21 protein-coding genes and 1 pseudogene are annotated in these 22,843 nt (G+C 64.8%); 9 read left to right on the top strand and 13 right to left on the bottom strand.

The window, feature by feature from the left end; all coding sequences use genetic code 11:
* Nucleotides 1-9: 9 nt before the first annotated feature.
* Complete coding sequence (locus tag ACZ60G_RS03505) at nucleotides 10-393, bottom strand: VOC family protein (protein WP_465806936.1); 384 nt, start codon at nucleotides 391-393, stop codon at nucleotides 10-12.
* Between the two features lie 395 nt (nucleotides 394-788).
* The gene (locus ACZ60G_RS03500) at nucleotides 789-2,243 is read right to left on the bottom strand and encodes an MFS transporter (protein ID WP_465806935.1); all 1,455 of its coding nucleotides are present in this window, start codon (nucleotides 2,241-2,243) and stop codon (nucleotides 789-791) included.
* A gap of 164 nt (nucleotides 2,244-2,407) precedes the next feature.
* On the opposite strand from ACZ60G_RS03500, the gene ACZ60G_RS03495 reads away from it, so the two are divergent.
* From ACZ60G_RS03495 to ACZ60G_RS03485, 3 genes are all read left to right on the top strand, one after another.
* Nucleotides 2,408-3,019, top strand: coding sequence for a helix-turn-helix domain-containing protein (locus ACZ60G_RS03495; RefSeq protein WP_465806934.1), 612 nt, complete (start codon nucleotides 2,408-2,410; stop codon nucleotides 3,017-3,019).
* A gap of 187 nt (nucleotides 3,020-3,206) precedes the next feature.
* The gene (locus ACZ60G_RS03490) at nucleotides 3,207-3,752 is read left to right on the top strand and encodes a hypothetical protein (protein WP_465806933.1); all 546 of its coding nucleotides are present in this window, start codon (nucleotides 3,207-3,209) and stop codon (nucleotides 3,750-3,752) included.
* Nucleotides 3,753-3,852: 100 nt separating this feature from the next.
* Nucleotides 3,853-4,491 carry a VOC family protein gene (locus tag ACZ60G_RS03485; protein WP_465806932.1) on the top strand — a complete coding sequence of 213 codons (639 nt, stop codon included), beginning with the start codon at nucleotides 3,853-3,855 and terminating at the stop codon, nucleotides 4,489-4,491.
* Here the strand turns inward: ACZ60G_RS03485 and ACZ60G_RS03480 are convergent.
* From ACZ60G_RS03480 to ACZ60G_RS03460, 5 genes and pseudogenes are all read right to left on the bottom strand, one after another.
* Complete coding sequence (locus ACZ60G_RS03480) at nucleotides 4,473-6,110, bottom strand: bifunctional 3'-5' exonuclease/DNA polymerase (protein WP_465806931.1); 1,638 nt, start codon at nucleotides 6,108-6,110, stop codon at nucleotides 4,473-4,475. The genes ACZ60G_RS03485 and ACZ60G_RS03480 overlap by 19 nt on opposite strands.
* A 63-nt stretch (nucleotides 6,111-6,173) precedes the next feature.
* Nucleotides 6,174-7,040: a class II glutamine amidotransferase gene (locus ACZ60G_RS03475; protein ID WP_465806930.1), complete on the bottom strand. Its 867-nt coding sequence runs from the start codon at nucleotides 7,038-7,040 to the stop codon at nucleotides 6,174-6,176.
* A gap of 528 nt (nucleotides 7,041-7,568) precedes the next feature.
* Nucleotides 7,569-8,264, bottom strand: coding sequence for an NAD(P)-dependent oxidoreductase (locus ACZ60G_RS03470; RefSeq protein ID WP_465806929.1), 696 nt, complete (start codon nucleotides 8,262-8,264; stop codon nucleotides 7,569-7,571).
* 12 nt (nucleotides 8,265-8,276) lie between these two features.
* Nucleotides 8,277-8,849 carry an NADPH-dependent FMN reductase gene (locus tag ACZ60G_RS03465; RefSeq protein WP_465806928.1) on the bottom strand — a complete coding sequence of 191 codons (573 nt, stop codon included), beginning with the start codon at nucleotides 8,847-8,849 and terminating at the stop codon, nucleotides 8,277-8,279.
* Nucleotides 8,850-8,917: 68 nt separating this feature from the next.
* A pseudogene (locus ACZ60G_RS03460) lies at nucleotides 8,918-9,172 on the bottom strand (FAD-dependent oxidoreductase); the annotation flags it as partial.
* A 187-nt stretch (nucleotides 9,173-9,359) separates the two neighbouring features.
* Between ACZ60G_RS03460 and ACZ60G_RS03455 the strand changes: the two are divergent.
* The gene (locus tag ACZ60G_RS03455) at nucleotides 9,360-10,265 is read left to right on the top strand and encodes an RNA polymerase sigma-70 factor (protein WP_465806927.1); all 906 of its coding nucleotides are present in this window, start codon (nucleotides 9,360-9,362) and stop codon (nucleotides 10,263-10,265) included.
* Nucleotides 10,266-10,334: 69 nt separating this feature from the next.
* Here the strand turns inward: ACZ60G_RS03455 and ACZ60G_RS03450 are convergent, their stop codons facing one another.
* Nucleotides 10,335-10,739, bottom strand: coding sequence for an SRPBCC family protein (locus ACZ60G_RS03450; RefSeq protein WP_465806926.1), 405 nt, complete (start codon nucleotides 10,737-10,739; stop codon nucleotides 10,335-10,337).
* An 83-nt stretch (nucleotides 10,740-10,822) separates the two neighbouring features.
* Nucleotides 10,823-11,062, bottom strand: coding sequence for a hypothetical protein (locus tag ACZ60G_RS03445; RefSeq protein ID WP_465806925.1), 240 nt, complete (start codon nucleotides 11,060-11,062; stop codon nucleotides 10,823-10,825).
* A 209-nt stretch (nucleotides 11,063-11,271) separates the two neighbouring features.
* Between ACZ60G_RS03445 and ACZ60G_RS03440 the strand changes: the two genes are divergently transcribed.
* Both ACZ60G_RS03440 and ACZ60G_RS03435 read left to right on the top strand, forming a co-directional pair.
* Nucleotides 11,272-14,295, top strand: coding sequence for an alpha-mannosidase (locus tag ACZ60G_RS03440; protein WP_465806923.1), 3,024 nt, complete (start codon nucleotides 11,272-11,274; stop codon nucleotides 14,293-14,295).
* 395 nt (nucleotides 14,296-14,690) lie between these two features.
* Nucleotides 14,691-15,299, top strand: a complete 609-nt coding sequence (locus ACZ60G_RS03435) for a DUF8020 domain-containing protein (protein WP_465806922.1) — start codon at nucleotides 14,691-14,693, stop codon at nucleotides 15,297-15,299.
* Here ACZ60G_RS03435 and ACZ60G_RS03430 read toward each other — a convergent pair whose 3' ends face one another.
* The 3 genes from ACZ60G_RS03430 to ACZ60G_RS03420 form a co-directional block, all read right to left on the bottom strand.
* The gene (locus ACZ60G_RS03430) at nucleotides 15,300-15,860 is read right to left on the bottom strand and encodes a hypothetical protein (protein ID WP_465806920.1); all 561 of its coding nucleotides are present in this window, start codon (nucleotides 15,858-15,860) and stop codon (nucleotides 15,300-15,302) included.
* The gene (locus ACZ60G_RS03425; RefSeq protein ID WP_465806918.1) at nucleotides 15,857-16,414 is read right to left on the bottom strand and encodes a hypothetical protein; all 558 of its coding nucleotides are present in this window, start codon (nucleotides 16,412-16,414) and stop codon (nucleotides 15,857-15,859) included. The genes ACZ60G_RS03430 and ACZ60G_RS03425 overlap by 4 nt, the downstream gene beginning before the upstream one ends.
* A gap of 230 nt (nucleotides 16,415-16,644) precedes the next feature.
* Complete coding sequence (locus ACZ60G_RS03420; RefSeq protein WP_465806917.1) at nucleotides 16,645-17,988, bottom strand: TerD family protein; 1,344 nt, start codon at nucleotides 17,986-17,988, stop codon at nucleotides 16,645-16,647.
* Nucleotides 17,989-18,378: 390 nt separating this feature from the next.
* On the opposite strand from ACZ60G_RS03420, the gene ACZ60G_RS03415 reads away from it, so the two are divergent.
* Genes ACZ60G_RS03415 through ACZ60G_RS03405 form a run of 3 tightly spaced genes read left to right on the top strand, consistent with a single transcriptional unit; the run spans nucleotide 18,379 to nucleotide 22,160 of the window.
* Nucleotides 18,379-18,531 carry a hypothetical protein gene (locus ACZ60G_RS03415; protein WP_465806915.1) on the top strand — a complete coding sequence of 51 codons (153 nt, stop codon included), beginning with the start codon at nucleotides 18,379-18,381 and terminating at the stop codon, nucleotides 18,529-18,531.
* A gap of 43 nt (nucleotides 18,532-18,574) precedes the next feature.
* The gene (locus ACZ60G_RS03410; protein ID WP_465806913.1) at nucleotides 18,575-21,001 is read left to right on the top strand and encodes an FxsB family cyclophane-forming radical SAM/SPASM peptide maturase; all 2,427 of its coding nucleotides are present in this window, start codon (nucleotides 18,575-18,577) and stop codon (nucleotides 20,999-21,001) included.
* A complete protein-coding gene (locus ACZ60G_RS03405; protein ID WP_465806911.1) occupies nucleotides 20,988-22,160 on the top strand; it encodes an aKG-HExxH-type peptide beta-hydroxylase in 1,173 nt (390 codons plus the stop codon). The genes ACZ60G_RS03410 and ACZ60G_RS03405 overlap by 14 nt, the downstream gene beginning before the upstream one ends.
* A 221-nt stretch (nucleotides 22,161-22,381) precedes the next feature.
* Here the strand turns inward: ACZ60G_RS03405 and ACZ60G_RS03400 are convergent, their stop codons facing one another.
* Entirely contained in the window at nucleotides 22,382-22,777 is a 396-nt protein-coding gene (locus tag ACZ60G_RS03400; protein ID WP_465806909.1) for a hypothetical protein, read from the bottom strand.
* Between the last annotated feature and the right edge of the window lie 66 nt (nucleotides 22,778-22,843).

Here is a 22,843-nt window from a genome sequence, read left to right as displayed (position 1 = left end):
ATTCGCGAATTACAGCTCCGGCAACCGCTGACGCAGTAGGCAGAACTCGTTGCCCTCCGGATCCTGCAGCACGTGCCAGGGCTCGTCACCGGTCTGCTCGACGTCGGCCGGTCGCGCACCGAGCGACAGCAGCCGCTCCAGTTCGGCGTCTTGGTCGCGGTCGACCGGGTTCACGTCGAAGTGCAGCCGGAGGTTCGCGGTCTTCGGCTCGTCGACCCGGCTGAACACCAGCGTCGGAGCGGCCCCGCCGAATCCGGACGGCGGCCCGATCTCGATGCCGTCCTCCGGTTCCTCCCTGCCCAGCTCGACGTAATCGAGCACGGCGCACCAGAAATGGGACAGGGCAACGGGGTCGGTGCATTTGACGATCAGTTCGGACAGGCGGCAGCTCATACGCTCAGACCCTAGACGCCGGGCGGTTTTCAGGTGGTGCGTCATGGCATCACGGGCTTCGGCCGGCTTACTAGCGGCCGGTGCCGAGACGATCGCACGATGGTCAACCTTACTGGCAGCCAACCTGATTCGCCGGTCGCTCGGGACGGCCGCGGGCATGGTCCCGCCGCTGGCGCAGTGCCATCGTTTCCGTGACGTGTCGGCCGTTCATGTCGCCTGTGTCCCAACCGAATTGGTTCGTACTTCCTTGCGCACTCGCCCGCTTCAACCGCGTTGTCACCCATCGCATCCAGGGTGTGTGGTCGCCCCATCTGGTGCCATACGGCGAACGTCAGCTTCCTTAGCGAGGAGTCGGAGGCATCCGGTCGATCACCCAAAGCAGCAGGGGCAGGGGCTCATTCAACGGCGCTGTGGCGGTAGGGGACCAGGGCGGCGGCGATGACGGCGAGGATGCAGATTGCGCCGGAGATCGCGAAGGCGATGCTGTATGCGTCGAGGGTGGGTAGTGGGGTGCCTGCCATGCTGTGGGAGGCGAGGATTGCGGTGGCTACGGCGGTGCCGATCGAGCCGCCGACCGAGCGCAGTGTCTGGTTGACGCTGTTGGCGACGCTGGTTTGTTCCGGGGTGACGCCGCTGTTGAGCAGTGTCGGCATCGCGCCCATCGCCAGGCCCAGTCCGAGGCCGAGCATGCCGGTGGCGACGTAGAAGTGCCAATGCTGTTCGTGGAACAGCAGCAGGAATCCGAAGGTCACGGTCGCCACGATGGTGCCGAAGAACATCGGCCACTTCGGGCCGACGGCCCTGATGAGCGCTGAAACAGCGACAGCGCCCAAGAGGGTGCCCGCGGTGAGCGGCAGCAGGGTCATCCCGGCGCCGAGGGCGTCGGAATCGAAGCCGTAGCCGAACCGGCTCGGTGTTTGCACGAACTGGAGTACCAGCACGAATGCGCCGTACATTCCGGCGCCGGTGAGGAATGCGGTGAGGTTGGTGCCCAGTACGACGGGGGTGCGCATCATGCGCATATCGATCAGCGGCTCGCGCACCCGCTGTTCGACGAAGAAGCACGCCGTCAGCAGCACTGCCGCGCCGACGAACAGACCCGTTACCGCGCCGGAGGTCCAGCCCCAGCTGGACCCGCGGTTGATGCCGAGCACGAGGCACACCAGGCCGCCGCCGAGGGTGAGCGGACCCCAGATGTCGATGTGGAATGCCTTGGCGCGCTCGGGAAGTCGGATCAGGACCGCGACTCCCAGCAGACCGATCGTGGTGGCGGCCGCGGAGATCCAGAACATGCCCTGGGGGCTGAGCCCGGTCTTCACCAGGAGACCGGAGATCAGCAATCCGGCGCCCGCGCCGATACCGGTCAGCGCGCTGAGCACGGCGAGGCTGGCGGGCACCCGATCCGGCGGGAAGATCGACCGCACGATGCCGATGGCCAGTGGCATGGCCGCGAACCCCATGCCCTGAAGAACGCGGCCTACCAAAACGATCGCCATCACGTGGGATACCGCGACCAGTACCGAGCCGAGTGTGGTCATGGCGAGCGTGATCATCAGGACCCGCTTGCGGCCAAGTGTGTCCCCGAGTGAGCCGATGAACGGCGTGAACACTGCGGCGGAGAGCAGATTGACCGTGATCAGCCAGGACGCGTCCGCCATCGAGACGTTCAGCGAAGTCGCGAGGTTATGGAGGATCGGCATGACCATGCTCTGCATGACCACGATGGCGAACGTCGACAGGGCCAGCACGAGCAGGACCGCGGTCGGATGCGATTCGGTCCGCCGGTTCGATTCGACGGCGGGATCCGGCGGAATGGTCGTCCGCGGCGGTGCTGCGAGGGCTTCGGACATGCCAACCTCACTTATGTAGTCAATTGATTACTTACCACGGTAGGGGTCGCGCGATCGGTAAGTCAACGATTGACTACATAACGTGTTGTGATTGCCGTCACCGCAGGTCGGGTGGCTTACACTGCAGTCATCACTTGACGATTTATGTGAAACGGAGACCGCCGATGGACACCGAGCAGGTGGGTCGTCCCCGGAGGCGTGACGCGGCCGCTACCCGCCAATCGCTGCTGGACGCGGCGCGCGTGCTGATGGCCGAACGCGGCGTCGAAGGCACCAGTACGCGTGATGTCGCGACAGCAGCGGGCGTCAACCAAGCCCTGGTCTACCGCTATTTCGGGTCGAAGGAGAAGCTGTTCGCGGAAGCGGCGTCCGGCGGCGACTCGGACAACATCATCAGGGACACGCCGCTGGCCGAGTTGCCGCACACTTTGCTCGGTCATGCGCTCGATCTCACCGCGGCCGGTGCGGGCGGCGCTGCCGCAATCTCGCGTTTCGTCGGCGCGGCCAACGACGACACCGTTCGCGCGATACTCCGCGAACGCATCAACTCCGCCTTCGGAGACCTGCTCGCTGACCGCCTCGACGGCGCTGACGCCGCCCTGCGCGCGGAGTTGCTCGCCGCGATTATCGTCGGCGTCAGTTTCCTGCGCGACAAGATCGGCACCACCGCGCTGTCGAGCGTCGACCGCGCCGCCCTCGGCGCTTACGTGGACCGGCTGGCCGCACCACTGCTTGCCACCAACCAAGTTCCAGACGACTTTTCACCGGTCACGTAGCGCCGCCAGCGGCAGCGCGTCGATTCCGGTAGGCAGTTCGAGGAAGTGATTCCGCGTAGAGTTCGGTCGAGGGCATCGCCGAGCGCGGATCAGGCGTCGGGTCAGAAGTCGAGATGGGGAGGCTCCGATCAAAACATCGCGCGCTCCGGCCGGGGGCGGACAGGACACCGCTACGGCACCGGGGTCCATGATCCTGACGGGGGCAGTTCTTGGTGTTGCGTTTCTCCTGTGTGTCCACCTCGACCGGGCTCCGTTCGTCACGGACCTGACCGGTCCCGATCGGCTTGTCGTCCTGGTGATCGGCGGAATTCTGCTGGGCGTTTCCCTGCTGGGGTGGGCGATCAAGATGCTGTATCTGCTCGGTCGAGAGCACCGGTGGTCCTGGAAAGTCGCCGCGGTGCCGGTGGTTGTGGTCGCGGGGCTGTTGGCCGGGTTGATCTTTCGGCCCGCGAGCTTCGGTGCCGCACGTCCGGAAATGGAAGAAGTCGCGGCCGGGATGCTGCGCGAGGATGGGCCGAATACCCGTCAAGGCCTGAGTCTCGGTGGGCTCGATATCAGTTCGGTTCAACGCGAGTCCGACGGGCGCGTCTACTTCTATGACGCCGACGGCTTCGTGGGTTCCACTGTCCGCGGCTGGGTCTACTCGCCCGGCACCGAGCCGGTGGGGAGTGGCGCGCGACGGTTCGAAAAGGTGTCCGGAGATTGGTATTCGTTCGTCTTCGATATCGACTGAGGCCGCCGGTGGCTCGACTCGACGGGCCGATTCCAACCACGACCGAAGCGATCAGGAATCGAGAAGCGCTGGTTGCCGGGTAGAAAATAGCGTTAGTGCCATGAACATCACCATTAACCAAGCCGCTATCGAATCCGTCATCCTCGAGGTGCCCGACGCTGCGGCCGCAGAGGCCTTCTACACCGCCGCGTTCGGTCTCGGCGACAAGGTGCGCGTCCGCACCTCACAGGCGCCGACGACCGGCTTCCGTGGCTTCATCCTGTCGCTCGTGGTGTCGCAGCCGAGTACCGTCGACAGCCTCATCGGCACCGCTGTCGAGGCGGGCGCGACGACGCTGAAGCCCGCCAAGAAGAGCTTCTGGGGCTACGGCGGCGTCGTCCAGGCGCCGGACGGGGCGATCTGGAAGATCGCGACGTCGTCGAAGAAGGACACCGGTCCGGCCACCCGCGAGATCGACGATTTCGTGGTTCTCCTGGGGGTCGACGACGTCAAGGCGACCAAGCAGTTCTACGTCGATCACGGCCTGGCCGTTGCGAAGAGCTTCGGTAGCAAGTACGTCGAGTTCGAAACCCCGGCGTCCTCGATCAAGCTGGCGCTCTACGGGCGCCGTGCCGCCGCCAAGGATGCTGGCGTGCCGCAGGAGGGAACCGGGTCGCATCGGATCGTCATCGGGGGCAGTGCCGGAGCCTTCACCGATCCGGACGGGTTCGCGTGGGAACCTCACTTGGCGTCCCAGTAGCATTCCACCACCGCGGTCGTGAACGGGAACCGCACCGGTGTCGGCCCGAAGGCGATCCGGCCTGCGGTTTCGGCCGCGGCCGCGATCATTTCGGCGACAGTCGTGGCCTCCTCGGCCGGGCAGTGCACGATTACCTCGTCGTGCTGGAAGAAGACAAGCTCGGCTCGGAGCCCGGCGTGCGTCATCGCATGACGCACGCCCGCCAGCACCAGCAGGGCCCAGTCGGCGGCGCTGCCCTGCACCACGAAGTTGCGGGTGAAGCGGCCGCGAGCGCGCGTCGCGGAGGTGCTGCCATACCCGTCCGTCTCAGGCGATGCGACGGAGGCCGGCGGGCAGGTGCGGCCGAGCCAAGTGCGCACCAACCGGCCGTCTTCACCGGCGCGAGCCGCGTCGTCGACATACGCCACCGCGGCCGGATAACGTCGGCGCAGTTCGGCCATGTGGGTGAGGGCATCGCCGGAGGTCTGGCCGTAAATGGCGCCCAGCAGGGCGATTTTGGCCTGGGCGCGGTCGCCGCTGAAGACACCGGCGTATAGGTCTTCACCGCGACCGGCCACCTCCATCAATCCCGGGTCGCGGGAGATCGCGGCGAGGACTCGCGGCTCCATTTGGTCGGCGTCGGCGACCACCAGGCGCCAGCCCGGGTCCGCGCGTATTGCTTGACGAATCACCTTGGGGATTTGCAGGGCGCCGCCACCGTTGGTGGTCCAGCGGCCGGAAACCGTACCGCCGGGCAAGTATTCGGGACGAAAGCGGCCGCCGTGCACCCACTGCTCGAGCCAGGACCAGCCGTGGGCGGTGTACAAGCGGTACAGCGATTTGTAGGCCAGTAGTGGCGCTACGGCGGGGTGATCGATCTGCTGAAGTTCCCATTTTCGGGTGGAGGACAACAAGATCCCGACGCGGCCGAAGGCTCTGATGATGTCGTTGGGCAGGTCTGGCCGGACCCGCACACCTTCCCCGAAGGCCCGCGACACCTCGTCGGCTAGTTCCGCCATCCGGCGCGGCTCCAGCCCGCCGGGAAAGCGCTCACCCAGCAGCTTGTCCAGCAGTTCGCGGTGGACATCGGCGTGCCAGGGGATCCCGGATCGGGACATCTCCGTGGCAACCAGCATGCCCGCCGATTCGGCGGCAAGGAGCAGCCGCATACGTTCCGGATATTCGGTCTTCGCCGTGCGAGCCAGCTGGCCCGCGTAGACCTTCAGCAGTGCGTCGAACTCGTCCGTGCCGGGTGGCAGCGGTACCGGGCCGGATTCGAACAGCGACGGCTGGGTCTCGGCGGCACGCGCGGGCGCGTCCGGCGGGACGGGCAAATTGTGTAGTCGCGCCCAGGCCGCCGCCAGCGAGCGGGCCTGACCCGACTGACCCTCCTCATGGCCGATGAGCAGTGCCTCCGCGGCCTGCACGTCGTAGCACCGCTCGACCCGCACACCCGCCGCCAGCAACGGTCGGTAAATCTCGGCCGTAGATCGCCAAACCCACCGCTCTACCTCGGGCCGTGCGCGCACCGCCTCGGCGACCGAGGGCTCGCGCACCACCGGTCCGGCGGGCCGACCATCTTGATCGAGCGGACACAGAGCCGCACCTCCGTCGCCCGTTTCCGCCACCGCCCATCTCACGTCCCGAGTCTTGCATTGGGGTAGGACATCTACCTCGGTCGCGCGCTCGGGTCGGGAGGTTGGTCACCGACCCGACTGTGCTGCCGCCGCACGGGTGTCGAGTTGTGCGAGCGAGAGTGGGTAGCGCGGTGCGGAATCCAGGACGGTGGTCGATCGGACGCGCAGCTGGTCGTCGACGTGGAGTAGTTCGCCTGGTGCGAGTGCTCGCCAGCGTGGATCCTCGTCGGTGCGTTCGCTGGCCACCACGACCGCGGGGAATTCGCGCAGGTGGCCGCTTCGGGTTCGGATTCCGGCTCGTCCGGCTTGGTCCAGGTGCCGGTCGCCCTGTGGGCCGCCTGGTTCGCGTTCGAGGACGAAGAGGCCGTGTGTGTCGGGGTATCGGAGTGCCCACAGGTTTGTTGCAGTGGTGAGTATGAGGTTGAGGGCGTAGACCGGCAGTCGCTCCGCGATCCACCTGACCGCCTCGGTGATACCGGCGGTGACGTCGCCGTCGTGCTGATCGGTGCGCTTGGTGATCAGGGCGAAGAATCGTTCGGAATCGGTGTCGCCGTGTACCAGGTCGAGGTAGTCGCCGAGTTCGGAGTCCAGTTCGTCGAGGCCGTGCAGCACACCGTTGTGGGCGAACAGGCGGCCATGTTGTTCGAACGGGTGGGTGTTGATGGGTTGCAAGCCGCCTGTGGTGGCGTAGCGGATGTGCGCGACGAACGTCATCGATTCTCGTTCGCGCGCCTCCCGAGCGAATTGGACGTCCTGGTACGCGGCGATCGGTTGTTTCTCCACCAGCGGAACCTCGTCGGCGGTGAAGGTGCCGAGGCCGACGCCGTCGGGTTCACGTCTGCTCTGTATCGACAGACTGTCCGGCGCATCCAGCAACCAGAACGTGGCACGCACGCGCCGCGGTGCGGCCGACAAACCGAACAAGCGACACATGGGACTCCTGCCTGGGCGTTGTCCGCGTGTGATGACTGTCCTGGCGATCGTAGTCCCAGTTCAGCCGATCTTTTGCGTTCCGGTCCGGAATCCCCGGGTCCGGTCCGGAATTCCTGTCCGGCCAGTGGACCAGGGAGTTCAGGGTGCGCGCCGGTGCGGCTTCTCGATCGAGAAGGGGCGCGCTCATATCGTGATCATGATGCGTCAGCGGGGGCGGGATGTCTGTAAACCCCGTGTGCGCAAGTGATTTCGATTCTGAGGGGGACTGGTTATGTGGGAGTGGAGCAAACATGTCGCCGAGCACGCCGCCGCTGCGGCGTGGACCCGTCGACAAGAGGAGTACCGACCGACGATTTGCGACCCGGAACCTGCACCAGGCAGCACGAACAACGGTTGCACCGCAGCTGACGACAACGGTGGGGAACATTCGACAGACAGCGCCGAGTAGGCGTCAAGGTTCGATCGGAACCGCCGTTGTCCCTGCGGGTTCGGCGTCGCAGACGGTGTCGACGCCGAACCCTGGTCGGTTCAGGTCTTGGCGAGTGCTTCGTGACGAATCCACTCGAGCAGGGTGGGGTTGTCGGCCGTGGTGATGACGCCGATGGTGGTGCGGACGTAGCGGTCGTCGTCCAGTACGGCGAGCATGCTCGCGGCCAGGTCCGCGCGGGCGGTGAACCTGCCGTCGGCGTGGCCCTGGACGACGGTGTAGTCGGTGACCGACGGCAGATGGTAGAGCCCACTCGGGCGCACGATCGTCCAGTCCAGATCGGTGGACTGGATGAGGGATTCCATTCGCCGCATGTCGTCGTACAGGGTCTTACCCGCCACCCGCGTCACATATGGCAGTAGTAGGCGGTTGAACAGGAACCCGCCGTCGGAGTACGGGTGCGGGTCGACTCCGCTGGAGCTGACCACGGCGAGCCGACGCACCCGATGCCGTTCCATCGCGGCGACAATATTGGCCACACCACGCGAATAGGTGCTGATCGGTTCCTTCCCCGCGGGCACCCCGAGCGTCGACAGCACCGCATCCCGCCCCGCCACGGCGGCGTCGACGGCCGCCGGATCGAGCACGTCGGCACCGACTACCTCGAGCCGATCATGGTGCAGCGGAAACGAATCCGGCTGCCGGGTGACCGCGGCAACCTCATGTCCGGCGGCGAGTGCCTGGCCGGTGAGCAGGCGGCCGGTGGGACCGTTTGCTCCGAAGACTGTGATACGCATGAAGATTCGCCCCTACGACACAAAAGCCGTGCGCAGCGGGGCGAGTGCCTGCGCCCACGCCAGCAACTCGTCGACCAGCCTGTGTACAGCCGCAACGTGCAGCTCACGCGGCTGGAAGTCGGCGAAATTCACGAAGTCCTCGCGCAGCGTCAGCGCCACTTGCGGCCCGATATCAGCCATCCGCAACACACCTGCCTGCGCGCGCAGCTTCTGCACCGCCATCACCGCGCCGTAGATGCCGTAACCGACGTAGGCGACCGGCTTGCCACCCCATTCCCTGTGCAGGAAATTGATGGCGTTGGTCAGGGAGGCGGGCGGGGCGGTGTTGTACTCGGGCGTCACGAAGATGAGGGCATCGCAGGAGCCGATGCACTCGGCCCATCGCCGGGTGTGCGGCTGTTGCCCCGGCGCCTGACCCGCCGGGACGGGCTCGTCGAGCAGTGGCAGCTGATAGTCCTGTAGGTCCACGAGCTCGAAATCCGCACTGTCGCTTGCGTGTTCGGCTGCCTGTTCCTGGACCCATCGAGCCACGCGGTCGCCGATGCGGCCGGGACGGGTGCTGCCGATGATGATGCCGATCTTCATATTCGGTTCTCCTGTCGATCAGAAACTGGATACGCCCGCGCGGGCGGACGAGAACGCGCTGTGGGTGGTCATTTCCTTAGGCCGCCGCCCACCGAGGAACCGATCAGCCGCACTCGCAGATCGGGTCTGGCCTCGGCGATTTCGGCCGCGGTCTCGATGCCGGTCGGACCACCCCCGATGACGGTGACGTGGTCACCCGAGGTGAGCGCCGCCAGCGCCGCGCTAGCTCGCTGCGCGCCTTCCCATGTGCCCACCGGCACGGTTCCGGGGATGGGCGACACGGTGCTGCCCACGGCCAGGAAGGCGTAATCGAAGTCGATCCGCTCGCCGTCGGCCGCTGCCGACTACGACGACCTGCATGTCAGCCTCCTGTCTTGGTAACTGGACGAACACAAGACGCTCGTGACTGCGGTCCCGTGACGTCCACGCCTACGTGACGTGCGTCACTGACGGTGGGTGTCACAAAGTGGGCAGGACCGGCGTCTCGTGTGTATGGCACAGTCGAGAGCAATGAGTGATGCGGGCGAAGTCGACCGCCTGGACCCCGCCACCGACGCGTTCGTCGCGCACCGCAAGCTCCTGTTCACCGTCGCCTACGAGATGCTCGGTTCGGCCGCCGACGCCGAAGATGTCCTGCAGGAAACCTGGCTGCGGTGGGCCGATGTCGACCTGACCACGGTGCAGGACCAGCGTGCCTACCTGGTCCGGATCACCACTCGCAAGGCACTCGACCGGCTGCGCACCCTCGACCGGCGCAAAGAGTCCTACGTCGGCCCTTGGCTGCCCGAGCCGTTGCTCACCGCTCCCGACGTGGCTGACGATGTCGAACTGGCCGACAGTGTCTCGATGGCGATGCTGCTCGTGCTCGAGACGCTCGCGCCGACCGAGCGCGCGGTGTTCGTACTGCGCGAGGTATTCGACCTGGCATACGACGAGATCGCCGAAGCCGTCGACAAAAACCCCGCCGCGGTCCGCCAGATCGCCCACCGCGCACGAGCACACGTCGCCGCGCGCCGACCTCGCGGAGTCATCTCCTCGGCACAGACCCGCGACGCGCTCGCCGCCTTTCAACGCGCGGTCGAAACCGGCGATCTACAGGGTCTGCTCGAAATCCTCGCGCCCGATGTCGTCGCCCTCAACGACGGCGGCGGAATCAAACAGGCCCTCCCGCGCCCCATCGTCGGGGCCGAGCGAGTGGCTCGGCTGTTCGCGGCCTACTGGAACACGATCGGCGCTGCGGCGACACTGCATCCGACACAGGTCAACGGCTACCCAGCGTTGATCATCCGGCTCAACGGCGAACTCGACACCGTCACGGCGGTACGCATCGACAATGGCCTCATCAGCGGCATCTACTCGGTGCGCAATCCGCAGAAGCTGTCGCATATGCAACGTGAAACCTCGCTGCATCGTTGAGTCCGGAGCACTTCACTGCGGAAGCCGAAACCGCCGCTGATCGATTGTGCGCCAAGGACATCGAGGTGCTTACGCCGATGCTTCTATTGCCTGTTTCATTTCCTTGATGCCGTACTCGGTCCGGATTCGGATTTCGGGGGCGATGGTGTCGGGGAGGACGTCGGTTATCCAGATCAGGCGACCGCGCTCACCTTCGCTTCGGACCTCGAAGGATGCGTGGTGGTAGTCCAGGGATGGCCTGGCGCCTTCCGCGACGGAGTAGGCCATTCGGCGGGTTTCGTCGTCGATGGAGATGATCAATTCCCGAATTATGTGGCCGTCGGGAAATGTGAGGAAGCGTTCGACGCCCTGGATGCGGGTGTCGGCGACTCGGCCGGGAAGCAGGCGTGTGTGCACAGCCCCGACATCACGTACGACGTCCCAAATATGTTGTGGGGAAGCATCGATGACGATTTCGGTGCGGATGGTGGCCATGGGGTCGAGTCTTCCCCATCTCGGGGCGTGATCGACACACAGTGCTACGAGTCGCGGATTGATCGGGTCGCCGTGCTGGGAGTTCACCCGAAATCACGCGCAAGAACAGCTCGGGCGCGAGCATCGGCCAGAAGCAGGCCCGCTTCTCGGCGCAGTCTGCCGAGTTGACGGTGCTGCCCGGCGTCGGGGGCCGTGCTCTCGAGTTCCTGGTCCAGGGAGCCGAGGGCGGATTGCAAGTCACCTACCGTCTCAACCGTCGCCCTGGTGCCCAGGTTTCTTGCTTCCTTGATGAGCTGGGCCAGTCGACCTTCCAGACTGAGCATTTCGCCTCCCGAGCGCGCACAGCTGCATGTCCGTCGGCGTCACCGAAGCCCGGTCCGCCGATTGAATAAACCGCATATATTGAGCCGTTAAATAACGGTACATCAAATGACGGAATGATGAAAGGGGCTGGTATCGCCCAGAATTCACTGTGCTGCCGGACAATGGGGCGGTTGGTGATCACTCCTCCGGTCCGATGGGAGCCAGCGCTGTGCACGATGACCGTCGGTTGATCGAAAGCCGCCTCGGGCGGGTCCTTACAGAGCGGATCGTTCCGGCGATCTATCCGGAGTCGGTGGCGCTGCGGGCATCGATCTGGGTTGCGCCGGACGAGCCGGTGCCGGTTGCCGAGGGATTGGCCGCCCCCCGGACGCCCATCGAATCCGGTGCCAGGTGGGGCGCGCCATGGGGCACCAGCTGGTTCACGGTCGAGGGCACGGTGCCTGCCGAGTGGGCGGGCAAAACCGTCGAGGCGATCATCGATCTCGGTTTCGACCGGAATATGACGGGCTTCCAGTGCGAGGGTCTGGTCTATCGGTCGGACGGGTCGACGGTGAAGGGGCTGCACCCGCGTAACCAGTGGGTGCGGGTGGGGTCTCCGGCGGTCGGGGGTGAGCATGTGCTGTTGCACGTCGAGGCGGCTTCGAACCCGATCATCCCCTTCTTCCCGCCGAACGCTCTCGGTGACAAGCTCACTGCTGGTGACGAGCCGCAATATCGGCTGGGCCGAATGGATCTCGCGGTTTTCGATGACGAGGTCTGGCAGCTGGTGCAGGATCTGGAGGTCCTCGGCGAGCTGATGCACGAGATGCCCGAGGAACCTGCCCGCCGCTACGACATCGTGCGTGCGATCGAGCGCGCACTCGACGCAGTCGATCTACAGGATGTGAACGCCACCGCTACAGCGGCGCGCGAATGCCTGGTCGATGTGCTGGCCAAGCCCGCGGTGCCGTCCGCACATACGATTTCCGCGGTCGGGCACGCGCATATCGATACGGCGTGGCTGTGGCCACTGCGCGAGACGGTCCGCAAGGTCGCGCGTACGACCTCGAATATGACCGCCCTCCTGGCCGACGAGCCCGAGTTCATCTTTGCGATGTCACAGGCCGCGCAGTTCGACTTCATCAAGCAGCATCGTCCGGAGGTTTACGAGCGGGTCGAGCAGGCGGTATCGGAGGGACGGTTCGTGCCTGCCGGCGGGATGTGGGTCGAAGCGGATACGAATATGCCCGGTTCGGAAGCGATGGCGCGCCAGTTCGTGCACGGTAAGCGGTTCTTTCTGACGGAATTCGGCGTGGAGAACGAAGAGGCGTGGCTGCCCGATACCTTCGGGTTCGCCGCAGGACTGCCGCAGATCATCAAGGCGGCCGGTTCGAAATGGCTACTGACACAGAAGATTTCGTGGAGCCAGGTCAACCAGTTTCCGCACCATACCTTCTTGTGGGAGGGGATCGACGGAACCCGGATCTTCACCCATTTTCCGCCGGTCGATACCTACAACTGTTCGATGCACGGTCGTGAGATCGCCCATGCCGCACGCAATTTCAAGGAAAAGGGCCGTGCGTCGATATCGCTCGCGCCGACCGGCTGGGGTGACGGTGGCGGCGGCACGACGCGGGAGATGATCGCGAAGGCCGCCAGGATGGCCGATCTCGAGGGCTCGCCCAAAGTGGTGTGGGACTCCCCATCCGGCTTCTTCGCCAAGGCCGAGGCCGAGTACGAGAGCCCGCCGGTGTGGGTGGGGGAGCTGTATCTGGAGTTGCACCGTGGCACGTTGACGAGTCAGGCGAAGACCAAACAGGGCAATCGCCGCGGTGAGCACCTGCTGCGGGAGGCCGAACTGTGGGCCGCCACCGCGGCGGTGCGGAAGAACCTCGAGTACCCGTACGCGGCATTGGACCGAATCTGGAAGACGGTGCTGCTCAACCAGTTTCACGACATCCTGCCCGGCTCGTCGATCGCATGGGTGCACCGTGAGGCGGAGCAGACGTATGCGGCGGTGGCCGAAGAGTTGACGGCGATTATCGAGCGGGCACAATGGGTGCTCGGCGGCGAGCGGGTGGGACCGAATATGTTCAACCCGACGCCGCATACTTGGCGAACGGTTCCAGCCGGTGCGGCTGCTCCGGTGGATTCGGGTGATTCATGCTCGGTGGTCGAGCGTGCGGGTGGCGGGTTCGTCCTCGACAGCGGTCTGTTGCGGGTAGAAGTGGACGCGCGCGGCCTCGTCGTATCGGTGTTCGACCTCGAGCATCAGCGCGAGACACTGCCACCGGGTTCGGTCGCGAATCTCTTACAGCTACACCCGGATTTCCCGAACTCTTGGGACGCTTGGGATGTCGATCTCTTCTACCGAAACCGGGTCACCGACCTGACCGAGGCGGGATTCGTTGCGGTAGAGCCAGATTCGAATGGCGCAGCGGCGGTGCGGATCGGCCGCTCATTCGGGTCTTCCAAGGTCGAGCAGACCCTGACACTACGGCCGGGCGCGCGCAGTCTGGATATCGACACCACCGTCGACTGGTACGAGACCGAGAAATTCCTCAAACTTGCCTTCCCCCTGGACATCCACGCCGACCGCTATGCGTCCGAAACCCAATTCGGGCACGTCTTCCGACCTACCCACACCAACACCAGTTGGGAGTACGCGAAGTTCGAAGCCTGCAATCACCGGTTCGTCCACTTCGCCGAGCCCGGCTGGGGTGTGGCGCTCGTCAACGACTCCACCTACGGCCACGACGTCACCCGTACTGTTCGAGCCGACGGCGGAACAACGACAACACTGCGGTTTTCACTGTTGCGGGCACCCCGGTTCCCCGATCCGGAGACCGACCACGGTACCCACCACTTCCGGCACGCCCTGATTCCCGGCGCTTCGATCGGAGATGCCGTGCGCGCGGGCTACCGCATCAACCTCACCACCTCGCGCCCCGGTGTCGCCGAACCCGTTGCGCCACTGTTCATTATCGACAACGACGCGGTCGTGACCAGCGCCGTCAAACTCGCGGACGACGGCAGCGGCGACGTCGTGCTCCGCGTCTACGAGGGACACGGCGGCCGAGCCTCGGCGCTGGTGACCACAGGCTTCGACAACGCCGGATTCCAAGCCTGCGATCTACTGGAACGCCCGCTACCAGCAGACACCTCCGCGACCGCGGAGGGCACAGGAGTCCGCTTGCGGCTGCGACCTTTCCAACTCGTCACCCTCCGGTTCACCCTCCCGCAACTGGACTGATGACCACCATGCGCTGGTGTTGGTGGCTCTCGCCCGATGCCGCCACGAACGCATGGTGATCGTTTGACCAGCATGGAGGAGGTAGATTCGCGCGAGTCAACTGGGAAAATTGCTGTAGCGTCGTACGACTGTGGTCCCCGCAGTACGCCCGCGCGGCGAGCCGATAGGGAACGGGGAAGCTGCCCCATCGTGCAGTTGGATGCGCAGGCTCGAACCCGACCGATGTCCAACGGGTTTCGCCCGTCTTCGGCGTCGGCGATGTGTGGGGTGTCGTCGCCGCTGTCGTCAGATCTGTCGTCTGCTGTGTGTGTGGCGTACCACACACCATTGAATTCGAGGCCTAAGGTCTGACTCGGTCCGCCCATCAGGGGTAGTTGAGTGGAGGGATTCGAAGAATGAAGTTCGAGAAAATCACTGCTGCCGTTTTCATGGCCGTCTCGGCCGTGGGTATCACTGCGGCAACCGCCCATGCAGAGCCGGCCGTGACGGAGCAGCCGACTGCGGGGGACACGACTTCCGGTGTGGATCATGGAATCAACTACCAGATCACCGTGTCGCCAGTCGACAGGGTCATCATCACCACCGTCGAGAATGGCAAGTTCGAGATCGCGCAGAACGGTGCGGTGGTGCTCGAGTCCGGTGACGGAGCGGCGGTGACCGAAGTGCCGCAACGCTACGCCGTCGACGGGCGTTCGATCGCGATTGCGCAGCACATCGGTGCGGACGGCCGCACCCTGACGCTGAAACCGACCCCGACGGCAGAAGATATTGCGCAACTGAAGGACATCAGCTCCTACGACCGGCTCAGGGAGCAAATCAACAAGAACCTGCCTGGCGTCGTCGGAGGTGCCATCGTGGGCGGCATCCTCGGGGCGTTTCTGCCCCTGATATGGGGGATCAGCATCCCCGCGGGTGTGCTGATCGGTGGAACCGTCGGCGGATACGTCATGGGCGGCCCGGAGTTCCTCGACGCCGTACAGGCGTTCGCCGCCGGCCAGCCGTGATCACGGGCAGGTGAAATAGCCTACGAGTGGGCCCTGTTCAACCACTTCGCTGGTGACGGCCAATGGTTCGGCAACGAGCAGATCGAGGATGCGGGGGTGGTTGCCCGGTGCCGCGCGGCATTCGAATCGGTCTGGGCGCCAGCGACCGTCTTCGGTGTCCGAGATGTCGTGAGTGTCGTCGGTACTGCCGGTGAACTGCGACATCATTGATCGATGAAATTGACACCGGTCGCCCTCGAAGATGTTGGTATCAGCTAATTTTGACGATACGGCGGCTGGATGGTGATGGTTGCGGCGCTCGGAGCTGTGTGTGGCCCAGAACGCGGCGAATCGGCGGTCTCTTGTTCGGCATGGAATCTGTCGAACAGGACCTCGAGGACACGAGCTTCCTGCTCGGGGGGTGAAATCCCGTCCGCCGTCCCAATCCGGGAGCGCGATCTGTACGATCTGGGCTTCCCAGACGAGGTTGCTGCCGAGCTGGTGATTCGCCATCAGCCACTCACGCCAGCCGTCCAGCCCCGGCCCGCCATAGCGGCGGGCGGCCTGGTCATAGCCGATCATGAAGGCCTATCAATCGACCGCAAATTTTTGGTCAGCTCGGTTAGGAATTGAACGGATTTGCGTTTGTCGTCGTCTGTCAGGTGGAGGTCGCCCTTATCCGTCCGGGTTTCGGTGTCCCAGATCTCGAGAATTGCGTTCCATTTGTTGATTCGGGTAGCGAACCGTACCGTGTTCGAACGGGTCCCTTGATCTGTTCGCAGGTCGTACACCCATACTGCCTCGCCCAGCTCTGGCTGTTTCACGAATCCACGGCGGCCCCATGTTGGGTCCGCATCGTCCGGTGCGTTTTGCATCATGTAACTCCCAATCGGGTTCTGCCCCTGGGCAAGCGAGCACCCTCCGCTGAACCTGAGGACGAGGTCTGTCGAGACGATTGGGATGGCTCGCACTTCGACGGCGTGCAACTCGGTTGTGAAGAAGTTCTTCAGAACATCGCACAGCTGTCCCTGCGTCATCGTCGGTTGAGCCTGAGACGACACGGGTGTTGCAGCGGGCGGCGACGAGGAGCATCCGGCCACCATGGCCATCGCAGCAGTGGCTACCACGGTCAGCAAGCCAATCCTCACTGAGGCACCGTCCAATCCGAAAACAGCACTACCAGATCGTCGACGACATCCAAATCGGCCGGTGGCCGAACGTGTCGATCCGAGTGCTCCCTCAGCAGGTGGGAAGCCGAGTGGGATGCGTTTACGGTGAATAGCGAAGACCCACAAGGGGTTCGGCTGCTTCGCGAAGCGGTGGCTTGGGCGCGGAAGGCGCATTTCGGTACGCGGCCGTCGTTGAATCAGAGGGTTGTCAGCACGAACCGCTTGCCCGGATCGATCATCTTGCGCACGGTCATGCCCTTGGCGTATTCGCCGAGGGCGGTCATATTCCAGCCGTGCGCGCCGCGGGTGAGCATGCACATGAACACGCCCGTGGTCGGCTCGCCCTTGGACAGTTCGAATCGCACCAGTTCGGCATCGGAGTGGTCGTCCACGAGTCGGCAATACGCTCGGCCGACCTGGTCGAACTTGTGGCCCGCGAACGAGTTCACGGTGAAGACCAGTGCATAGACCTCGGGTGGTAGCGCGGTGAGGTCGACCGTGATGACCTCGTCGTCGCCTTCGCCGTGGCCGGTCAGGTTGTCGCCGGAGTGCCGGATGACGCCTTTGAACGCCTCCTGCTTCAGGAACCAGACATTGACCAGCTTCTTGGCTCGGTTGTCGTATGCGATGACCGACGCGTCCAAGTCGACGTTGTGGCCGTGTACTGCCGGGTCCCACCCCAATCCCATTCGTACGCGGCTCAGCGGCGGCGCGCCGTGTTTGGTGAGCGAGACGGTTTCGTTCTTGCGCAACGAGACTCGGCCTTTGTCAAGGCTCAGCGTCGGCTGCCCGAACTGCGGTGCTGCGGCGGAGTGCTGCGCTGGGGCTGAATACGGCGTTGCGGCCGGGTGCTGTGCGACGACGGGTGCGGCGGGTGGTTGCTGGGCGTAGGGCTGTGGTGCAGCGGGCAGTTGCTCGATGTACGGCTCTGGCGCGGCCTTTGGCTGTGGTGCGGCGTGCTGCTGTCCGGCGTGCGGCTGGCCTGCCGGCGCGGCAAGGGCCGAGCCCGGCGCGACGGGTGCCGATGCCGGCTGGCTGGTGCTCGGCAGGGCGTCGTCAACAGTGATCCCGAAATCCGCTGCGATACCGGCCAATCCATTGGCGTACCCCTGGCCGACCGCGCGCACCTTCCAGGCACCCTGACGCCGATAGAGCTCACAGGCGATCAGAGCGGTCTCAGAGGCCAAACCGGTTGGCACGAAGGTGGCCAGGACTGCCCCGCTGGCACCATCGGTCACCGAGATCCGCAGCGGGCCAGCCTGTCCCCAGTCGGCGGGCCCGGAACCGTCGAGGCTGGCGGTGACGACAATCTTGTCGATATCGCCGGGCACCGCGCCCGGGACAATGCGGATGGCGTCCGGGGGATGTACGTCCACGCCAGGCGCGGTCGGCTGGTTGTAGAAGACGAAATCACTGTCGGAGCGAACTTTTCCGGCGGGCGTGAGCAGCAGCGCCGCCACATCCACCGCTGCCGCCGCAACCACCGCGACCCGGACCTCACCCGCAGCAATCGGCGCATTCGCCCCCTTGACCAACTCCATGACTGCCCTCCCTCGGTACGTCCTACTGTATCGGCTGGCGACCCAAGCATGGTCGGTACTCGGGGCGACGAACATCCGGCGGATCAACCGGGCGTGTCGACTCGATCGAATTCATCTGAGCCGCAACGAGTGTCATGAGGGTCGCAGCTCCGATCCGAGCCGGCATCCACATCCGGTGACCGACCACGTGATCGATCACTCCATCGAGGATGGTCGAAATCTGCTCCAGCGGGACCATTTCCGACAGCGGTCGAATATCGACCGGGCGATGCCGCCACCGGCACATGGTGATCGTCTGACCGGACTCCCAAAATTGGGAATGGGTGTGACGCGTAGCAAGTAGCATTTGACATGAGCGCCAAAGGTTTTCGCTCGTTAGGAGAATGACTGATGAAATCACCCAATCGCACCGTTGTGTCCGCCGTTGCCGATCTGAGGGGTACTCCGCTCGGGCAGCTTTCGGGGCAGAGCCTGACCGATCTGCTCGCGAATCTGGCCAACTCCTCGACCACCGGCATCTCGTTCAGCTCCGCTCTCATCTGATCCGAATACCGCTCAGGTATTCATCGTCGATACCGGCTGGCCCGTGAACCGTAAACCGCTTCCTTTTCGTCAGTTTGTGATCAAGGTGCACAGCCGGTGCGATTTGGCGTGCAATCACTGCTATATGTATGAGCACGTCGACCAATCCTGGCGTGGTCGCCCGATGGGGCTGGCCCCGACGACGGCCACCCGGATTGCGTTCCGCATCGCCGAACACGCGGCGGCTCATGCGCTGCCCGAGGTCGCCATCGTGTTGCACGGCGGCGAACCACTGCTGCTCGGTGTGGACCGGACCAGGGAATTCCTGGCCGCGTTGCACGCGGCCATCGCTCCGGTGGCCCGCCTGAACCTGCATATCCATACCAATGCGATCCTGCTCAGCGCGGCGTACCTCGACCTGTTCACCGAATATAATGTGCGGGTTGGTGTTTCGCTGGACGGGGATCGCGCCGCCAACGACCGGCATCGGCTGTACCGCAACGGACGCAGCAGTTATGACCAGGTGATCGCGAGCCTCGAGCTCTTGCGCAAGCCACAGTACCGCCCGCTGTATTCCGGCCTCCTGTGCACGGTGGATATCGCCAACGACCCGATCGCCGTCTATCGCGGGCTGCTGGAGCAGGAACCGCCCCGCATGGATCTGCTACTGCCGCATTCGAATTGGGAGCATCAGCCACCAGGCTTGCGGATACCACGCGATCCGGACAACCCGGGGCGCGGTGGCGGCGAGTACGCGCAATGGCTCATCGCCATGTTCGACGCATGGAATGCCGACGGCCGACCGGTGCCGCTGCGCACCTTCGAATCGGTGGTGGCGGCCATGTACGGCCGTCCGAGCACCGCCGAGGCCATCGGACTCGATCCCGTGGATCTGCTGGTGATCGAAACCGATGGCACGCTCGAGCAGGTCGATTCGCTCAAGACCGCCTTCGAAGGCGCCGCGGCGACCGGACTGAACGTGTGGGACAACAGCCTCGACGAGGCTGCCGTGCTCCCCGGAATCACCGTGCGTCGCGACGGTATCGATGGCGTCAGCGCCACCTGCCGGTCCTGTGAGGTGGTTCAGGTCTGCGGTGGCGGCTTCTACCCGCACCGATACCGGCCGGGCACCGATTTCGACAACCCTTCCGTCTACTGCTCCGATCTGAAGGAGATGATCGATCACGTGGCCGAGTCCGAAGCCGCGGCGGGTAGAGGCGGCGCGCAAACCTCCGCACATGACGCCGTCGCTGCGTCGCACAGCCTATCCGATGACGAATTCGATCAACTGGCAGCCGGTTTCGGTGATGCGGACACGGTGGGCTGGCTGGCGCAGACGCAGTCCTCGCTACAGCGCGAATTATTGGCCGCAGTCGGCCGATTCGGTCCGCAGGATAACGAAAGATACACGGCGGCATGGGATGTGCTCGTCTCTCTAGATGTTTCGTCGCCCGACGCGGTGGCCGCGGTACTGGCGCATCCGTACACCCGGGTGTGGGCCATCGCCCTGCTGGAAGGGGTGAGCAAGGGCGAGGCGGTGGCCGAGGACGTCTATCACCTGCAAGCGGTTGCCGCGAGTGCGGCGCTGCACGCGGGTAAGGATTTGCGGCTGCCGGTGCCGGTGCGCGGCGGCGTTGCGCCACTGCCTACCTTCGGTGTGCTGAAAGCTAATGGGGGCGAACAGGTTTGGATCGACACCGGCTCGGTCGAGGAGCTGGATCTGATGTATCCATTGCGCCGGCTGACGGCCACCGACCTGACCGTTCCGCTGGAGGACACCGACCCCTACCGCATCGGCCACAGCTACGCGGCCGATCGGCTCAGCGATGCCGAGGCACACCGGTGGCAGCTCGCCTTCGCCGAGGGGATCGACTTCATCGACGCGCATCTTCCCGTTTACGCGCCCGGGTTGCGCGCCGGCTTGCGCGCGGTCATGCCGATGGATCCGGATGAGAAATACGACCGAAGTGCTTCCATGCGACTGGCTTTCGGTGCTGTCGGCATCGGGCTGCGACGGGCGCTGGTATCGGCGGCATTGCCGCTGATACACGAATTCCAGCACGTAAAGATGGGCGCCATCCTCGACATGTTCGAATTGTTCGACCGCTCCGATACGACGCTGCGGCATTACGCACCGTGGCGACCGGACCCGCGTCCGATCGAGGGCCTGTTGCAGGGCACGTACGCGCATATCGGTGTAACCGACTTCTGGCGGGTGCATCGCACTCAGGCCGAGGGGGTGCAGCGGCAGGAATCGGAGCGGGAATTCGTGCGGTGGCGCATGATGACCGCGGAAGCAATACGCCAACTCCAGGCATCAGGATCACTGACCCCGCTGGGGGAGCGGTTCGTCGCGGGCATGAGTGCGACGGTGCAGCTATGGCTCGCCGAATCGGTCGAGCCCACCGCCGAAAGTGCTGCCGTACGGGCCGCCGAAGCGCACCGTGCCACATTCGACGAGCGCATGAAGGCGAACCGTGGCGTCGGTTGAGTCCGCACATAGTCTGTCGGAGGATCAATTCGCCCAACTGGCAGCGGGTTTAGGTGACGCGGCGACGGTGCGTTGGCTGGTGCAGGCCCAAGCGTCGGTGCAACGCGAATTGTTGGCGGCGGTAGGCAGATTCGGCCCGCACAATGATCTGCGCTTCGCCGCCGCATGGGATGTGCTGGTGGGCTTGGACGCATCGGCACCGGACGCGGTGGCGGCGGTGCTCGCACATCCCTACACCCGGGTGTGGGCGACCGCGCTGCTCGAAAACATCAGTCGCGCAGAGTTCGTCGCCGCCGATGTGCACCACTTGGAGGCGATTGCTGCCAGCGCCGCGCTACTGGCAGGCGCGGATCTGCGTCTTCCGGTGCCGGTGCGCGACTGTGTGGCGCCGTTGCCGATGTTCGGTGCGTTGCGGGCTTCGGAGCGGGCGTGGATTGATACCGGCCAGGGAGACCTCGTGCTGGCAGAGCCGGTGCGCAGGCTGACCTATGGCGAGCTGACCGTGACCTTGGAGGACACCGATCCCTATCGAGCGCTGCCCTATCGCGGCAGCGAAATTCACCCGACCGGACGGTTGAGCGATGCCGAGGCCGAGCACTGGCAGCAGGTTTTCGTAGGCGCTCTCGAATTCCTCGAAGAACATCTGCCTGCGTATCTGCCCGGCTTGCGCGCGGGTCTGCGGACGATATTGCCGCTGCGACCGGATGGCTCGACGAACCGAAGCGCCTCGGCGAGACTGGCATTCGGCGCCGTGGGTATCGCGGCCCGGCACCTGGATCCGCAATCACTCGCCGAACTGCTGGTACACGAATTCCAGCATGTGAAGCTCGGCGCAATGATGGATGCCTTCGAACTGTACGACCGCGCAGATGTCGAACCGCGCTACCGTCCACCGTGTTTTTCGCATCCACGCCCGATCGAAGGCCTACTGCACAGCACCTACGCTCACCTCGCCATCACCGACTTCTGGCGAGTCCAGCGCACGGTCGCGACCGGAGCCGCCGCCGTGGCCGCCGAGCGTCGCTTCGCCGAGGTCCACATGCTCACCGCTGAAGGTATTGCGCAGTTGGCGGCCGCCGGATCACTCACCGCCCTCGGCGACACCATCGTCGACGCCATGCGAAGCAGAATCACCGACCAGCCTCGGGATCTGGACTGATGATCACCATGCAATGGCGCAATTGGTCTCGCGCGAGAGACCTATGTCGTCAGCGCATGATGATCGTCTGACCAGCCTGTGGGCGAACATGGGTGGTGCTATCGGCGTTCGGGGTGGGGTGGTACCACCATCGCGCGCCGCGTCCGGGCGTCGGCTATTCGTCCATGGCTCGCCACGGCGACCGCTGGACGATCGTTTCGGCGGTGGCGCGTATCGCGAGTTCACATGGATGCGGATGCTCGGCGGAGGGCGTCGAGGGTGGTCTCGGGGGAAGTGTTGAAGCAGAATCGAATTCCCGGTGCCGCCTCGACTACGGCGTTGATGATGTGCTCGAACAGCGGGGTGTGGTCGGGGAAGGCTCGTATCGCACCGCCGATCATGACGAGGTCGAATCGCTGGTTGGCGAGCAGGGTTCGGATTTCGGTTTCGGCTTCGTCGGGCGATGTGCCGACCAGGTATGGGGTGATGTCGAATTCGGTGTCCCGCAGGGCATCGTTCGCGGCGCCGATCCTGGCGGTCAGTTGTGCCTCGTCCAGGTCGGGGAAGCGGTTGTAGTCCATGGCTCGTGGATGCAATCCGATGGTCAGTGCCCTGGGCCGTACGACTGGTTCGGACATTGGTTCTCCTCTGTGGAGCGTGGGACCCGCGCGTTCGCGTGGGACTATGAGGGTCAGGTGCGACAC

Source organism: Nocardia sp. NPDC102475 (genome assembly GCF_055584605.1).
Note: the sequence above shows the minus strand (reverse complement) of the source record. Positions and strands in the feature narration are given on the sequence as shown.

Bases quoted from the DNA above. Each gene is read 5' to 3' on its own strand.
- ACZ60G_RS03450 (WP_465806926.1), bottom strand. From the start codon at position 10,739: ATGGCCACCATCCGCACCGAAATCGTCATCGATGCTTCCCCACAACAT.
- ACZ60G_RS03455 (WP_465806927.1), top strand. From the start codon at position 9,360: ATGAGTGATGCGGGCGAAGTCGACCGCCTGGACCCCGCCACCGACGCG.
- ACZ60G_RS03465 (WP_465806928.1), bottom strand. From the start codon at position 8,849: ATGAAGATCGGCATCATCATCGGCAGCACCCGTCCCGGCCGCATCGGC.
- ACZ60G_RS03475 (WP_465806930.1), bottom strand. From the start codon at position 7,040: ATGTGTCGCTTGTTCGGTTTGTCGGCCGCACCGCGGCGCGTGCGTGCC.
- ACZ60G_RS03435 (WP_465806922.1), top strand. From the start codon at position 14,691: ATGAAGTTCGAGAAAATCACTGCTGCCGTTTTCATGGCCGTCTCGGCC.
- ACZ60G_RS03420 (WP_465806917.1), bottom strand. From the start codon at position 17,988: ATGGAGTTGGTCAAGGGGGCGAATGCGCCGATTGCTGCGGGTGAGGTC.
- ACZ60G_RS03445 (WP_465806925.1), bottom strand. From the start codon at position 11,062: ATGCTCAGTCTGGAAGGTCGACTGGCCCAGCTCATCAAGGAAGCAAGA.
- ACZ60G_RS03485 (WP_465806932.1), top strand. From the start codon at position 3,853: ATGAACATCACCATTAACCAAGCCGCTATCGAATCCGTCATCCTCGAG.
- ACZ60G_RS03415 (WP_465806915.1), top strand. From the start codon at position 18,379: ATGAAATCACCCAATCGCACCGTTGTGTCCGCCGTTGCCGATCTGAGG.
- ACZ60G_RS03400 (WP_465806909.1), bottom strand. From the start codon at position 22,777: ATGTCCGAACCAGTCGTACGGCCCAGGGCACTGACCATCGGATTGCAT.
- ACZ60G_RS03500 (WP_465806935.1), bottom strand. From the start codon at position 2,243: ATGTCCGAAGCCCTCGCAGCACCGCCGCGGACGACCATTCCGCCGGAT.
- ACZ60G_RS03495 (WP_465806934.1), top strand. From the start codon at position 2,408: ATGGACACCGAGCAGGTGGGTCGTCCCCGGAGGCGTGACGCGGCCGCT.
- ACZ60G_RS03430 (WP_465806920.1), bottom strand. From the start codon at position 15,860: ATGATCGGCTATGACCAGGCCGCCCGCCGCTATGGCGGGCCGGGGCTG.
- ACZ60G_RS03490 (WP_465806933.1), top strand. From the start codon at position 3,207: ATGATCCTGACGGGGGCAGTTCTTGGTGTTGCGTTTCTCCTGTGTGTC.
- ACZ60G_RS03470 (WP_465806929.1), bottom strand. From the start codon at position 8,264: ATGCGTATCACAGTCTTCGGAGCAAACGGTCCCACCGGCCGCCTGCTC.
- ACZ60G_RS03505 (WP_465806936.1), bottom strand. From the start codon at position 393: ATGAGCTGCCGCCTGTCCGAACTGATCGTCAAATGCACCGACCCCGTT.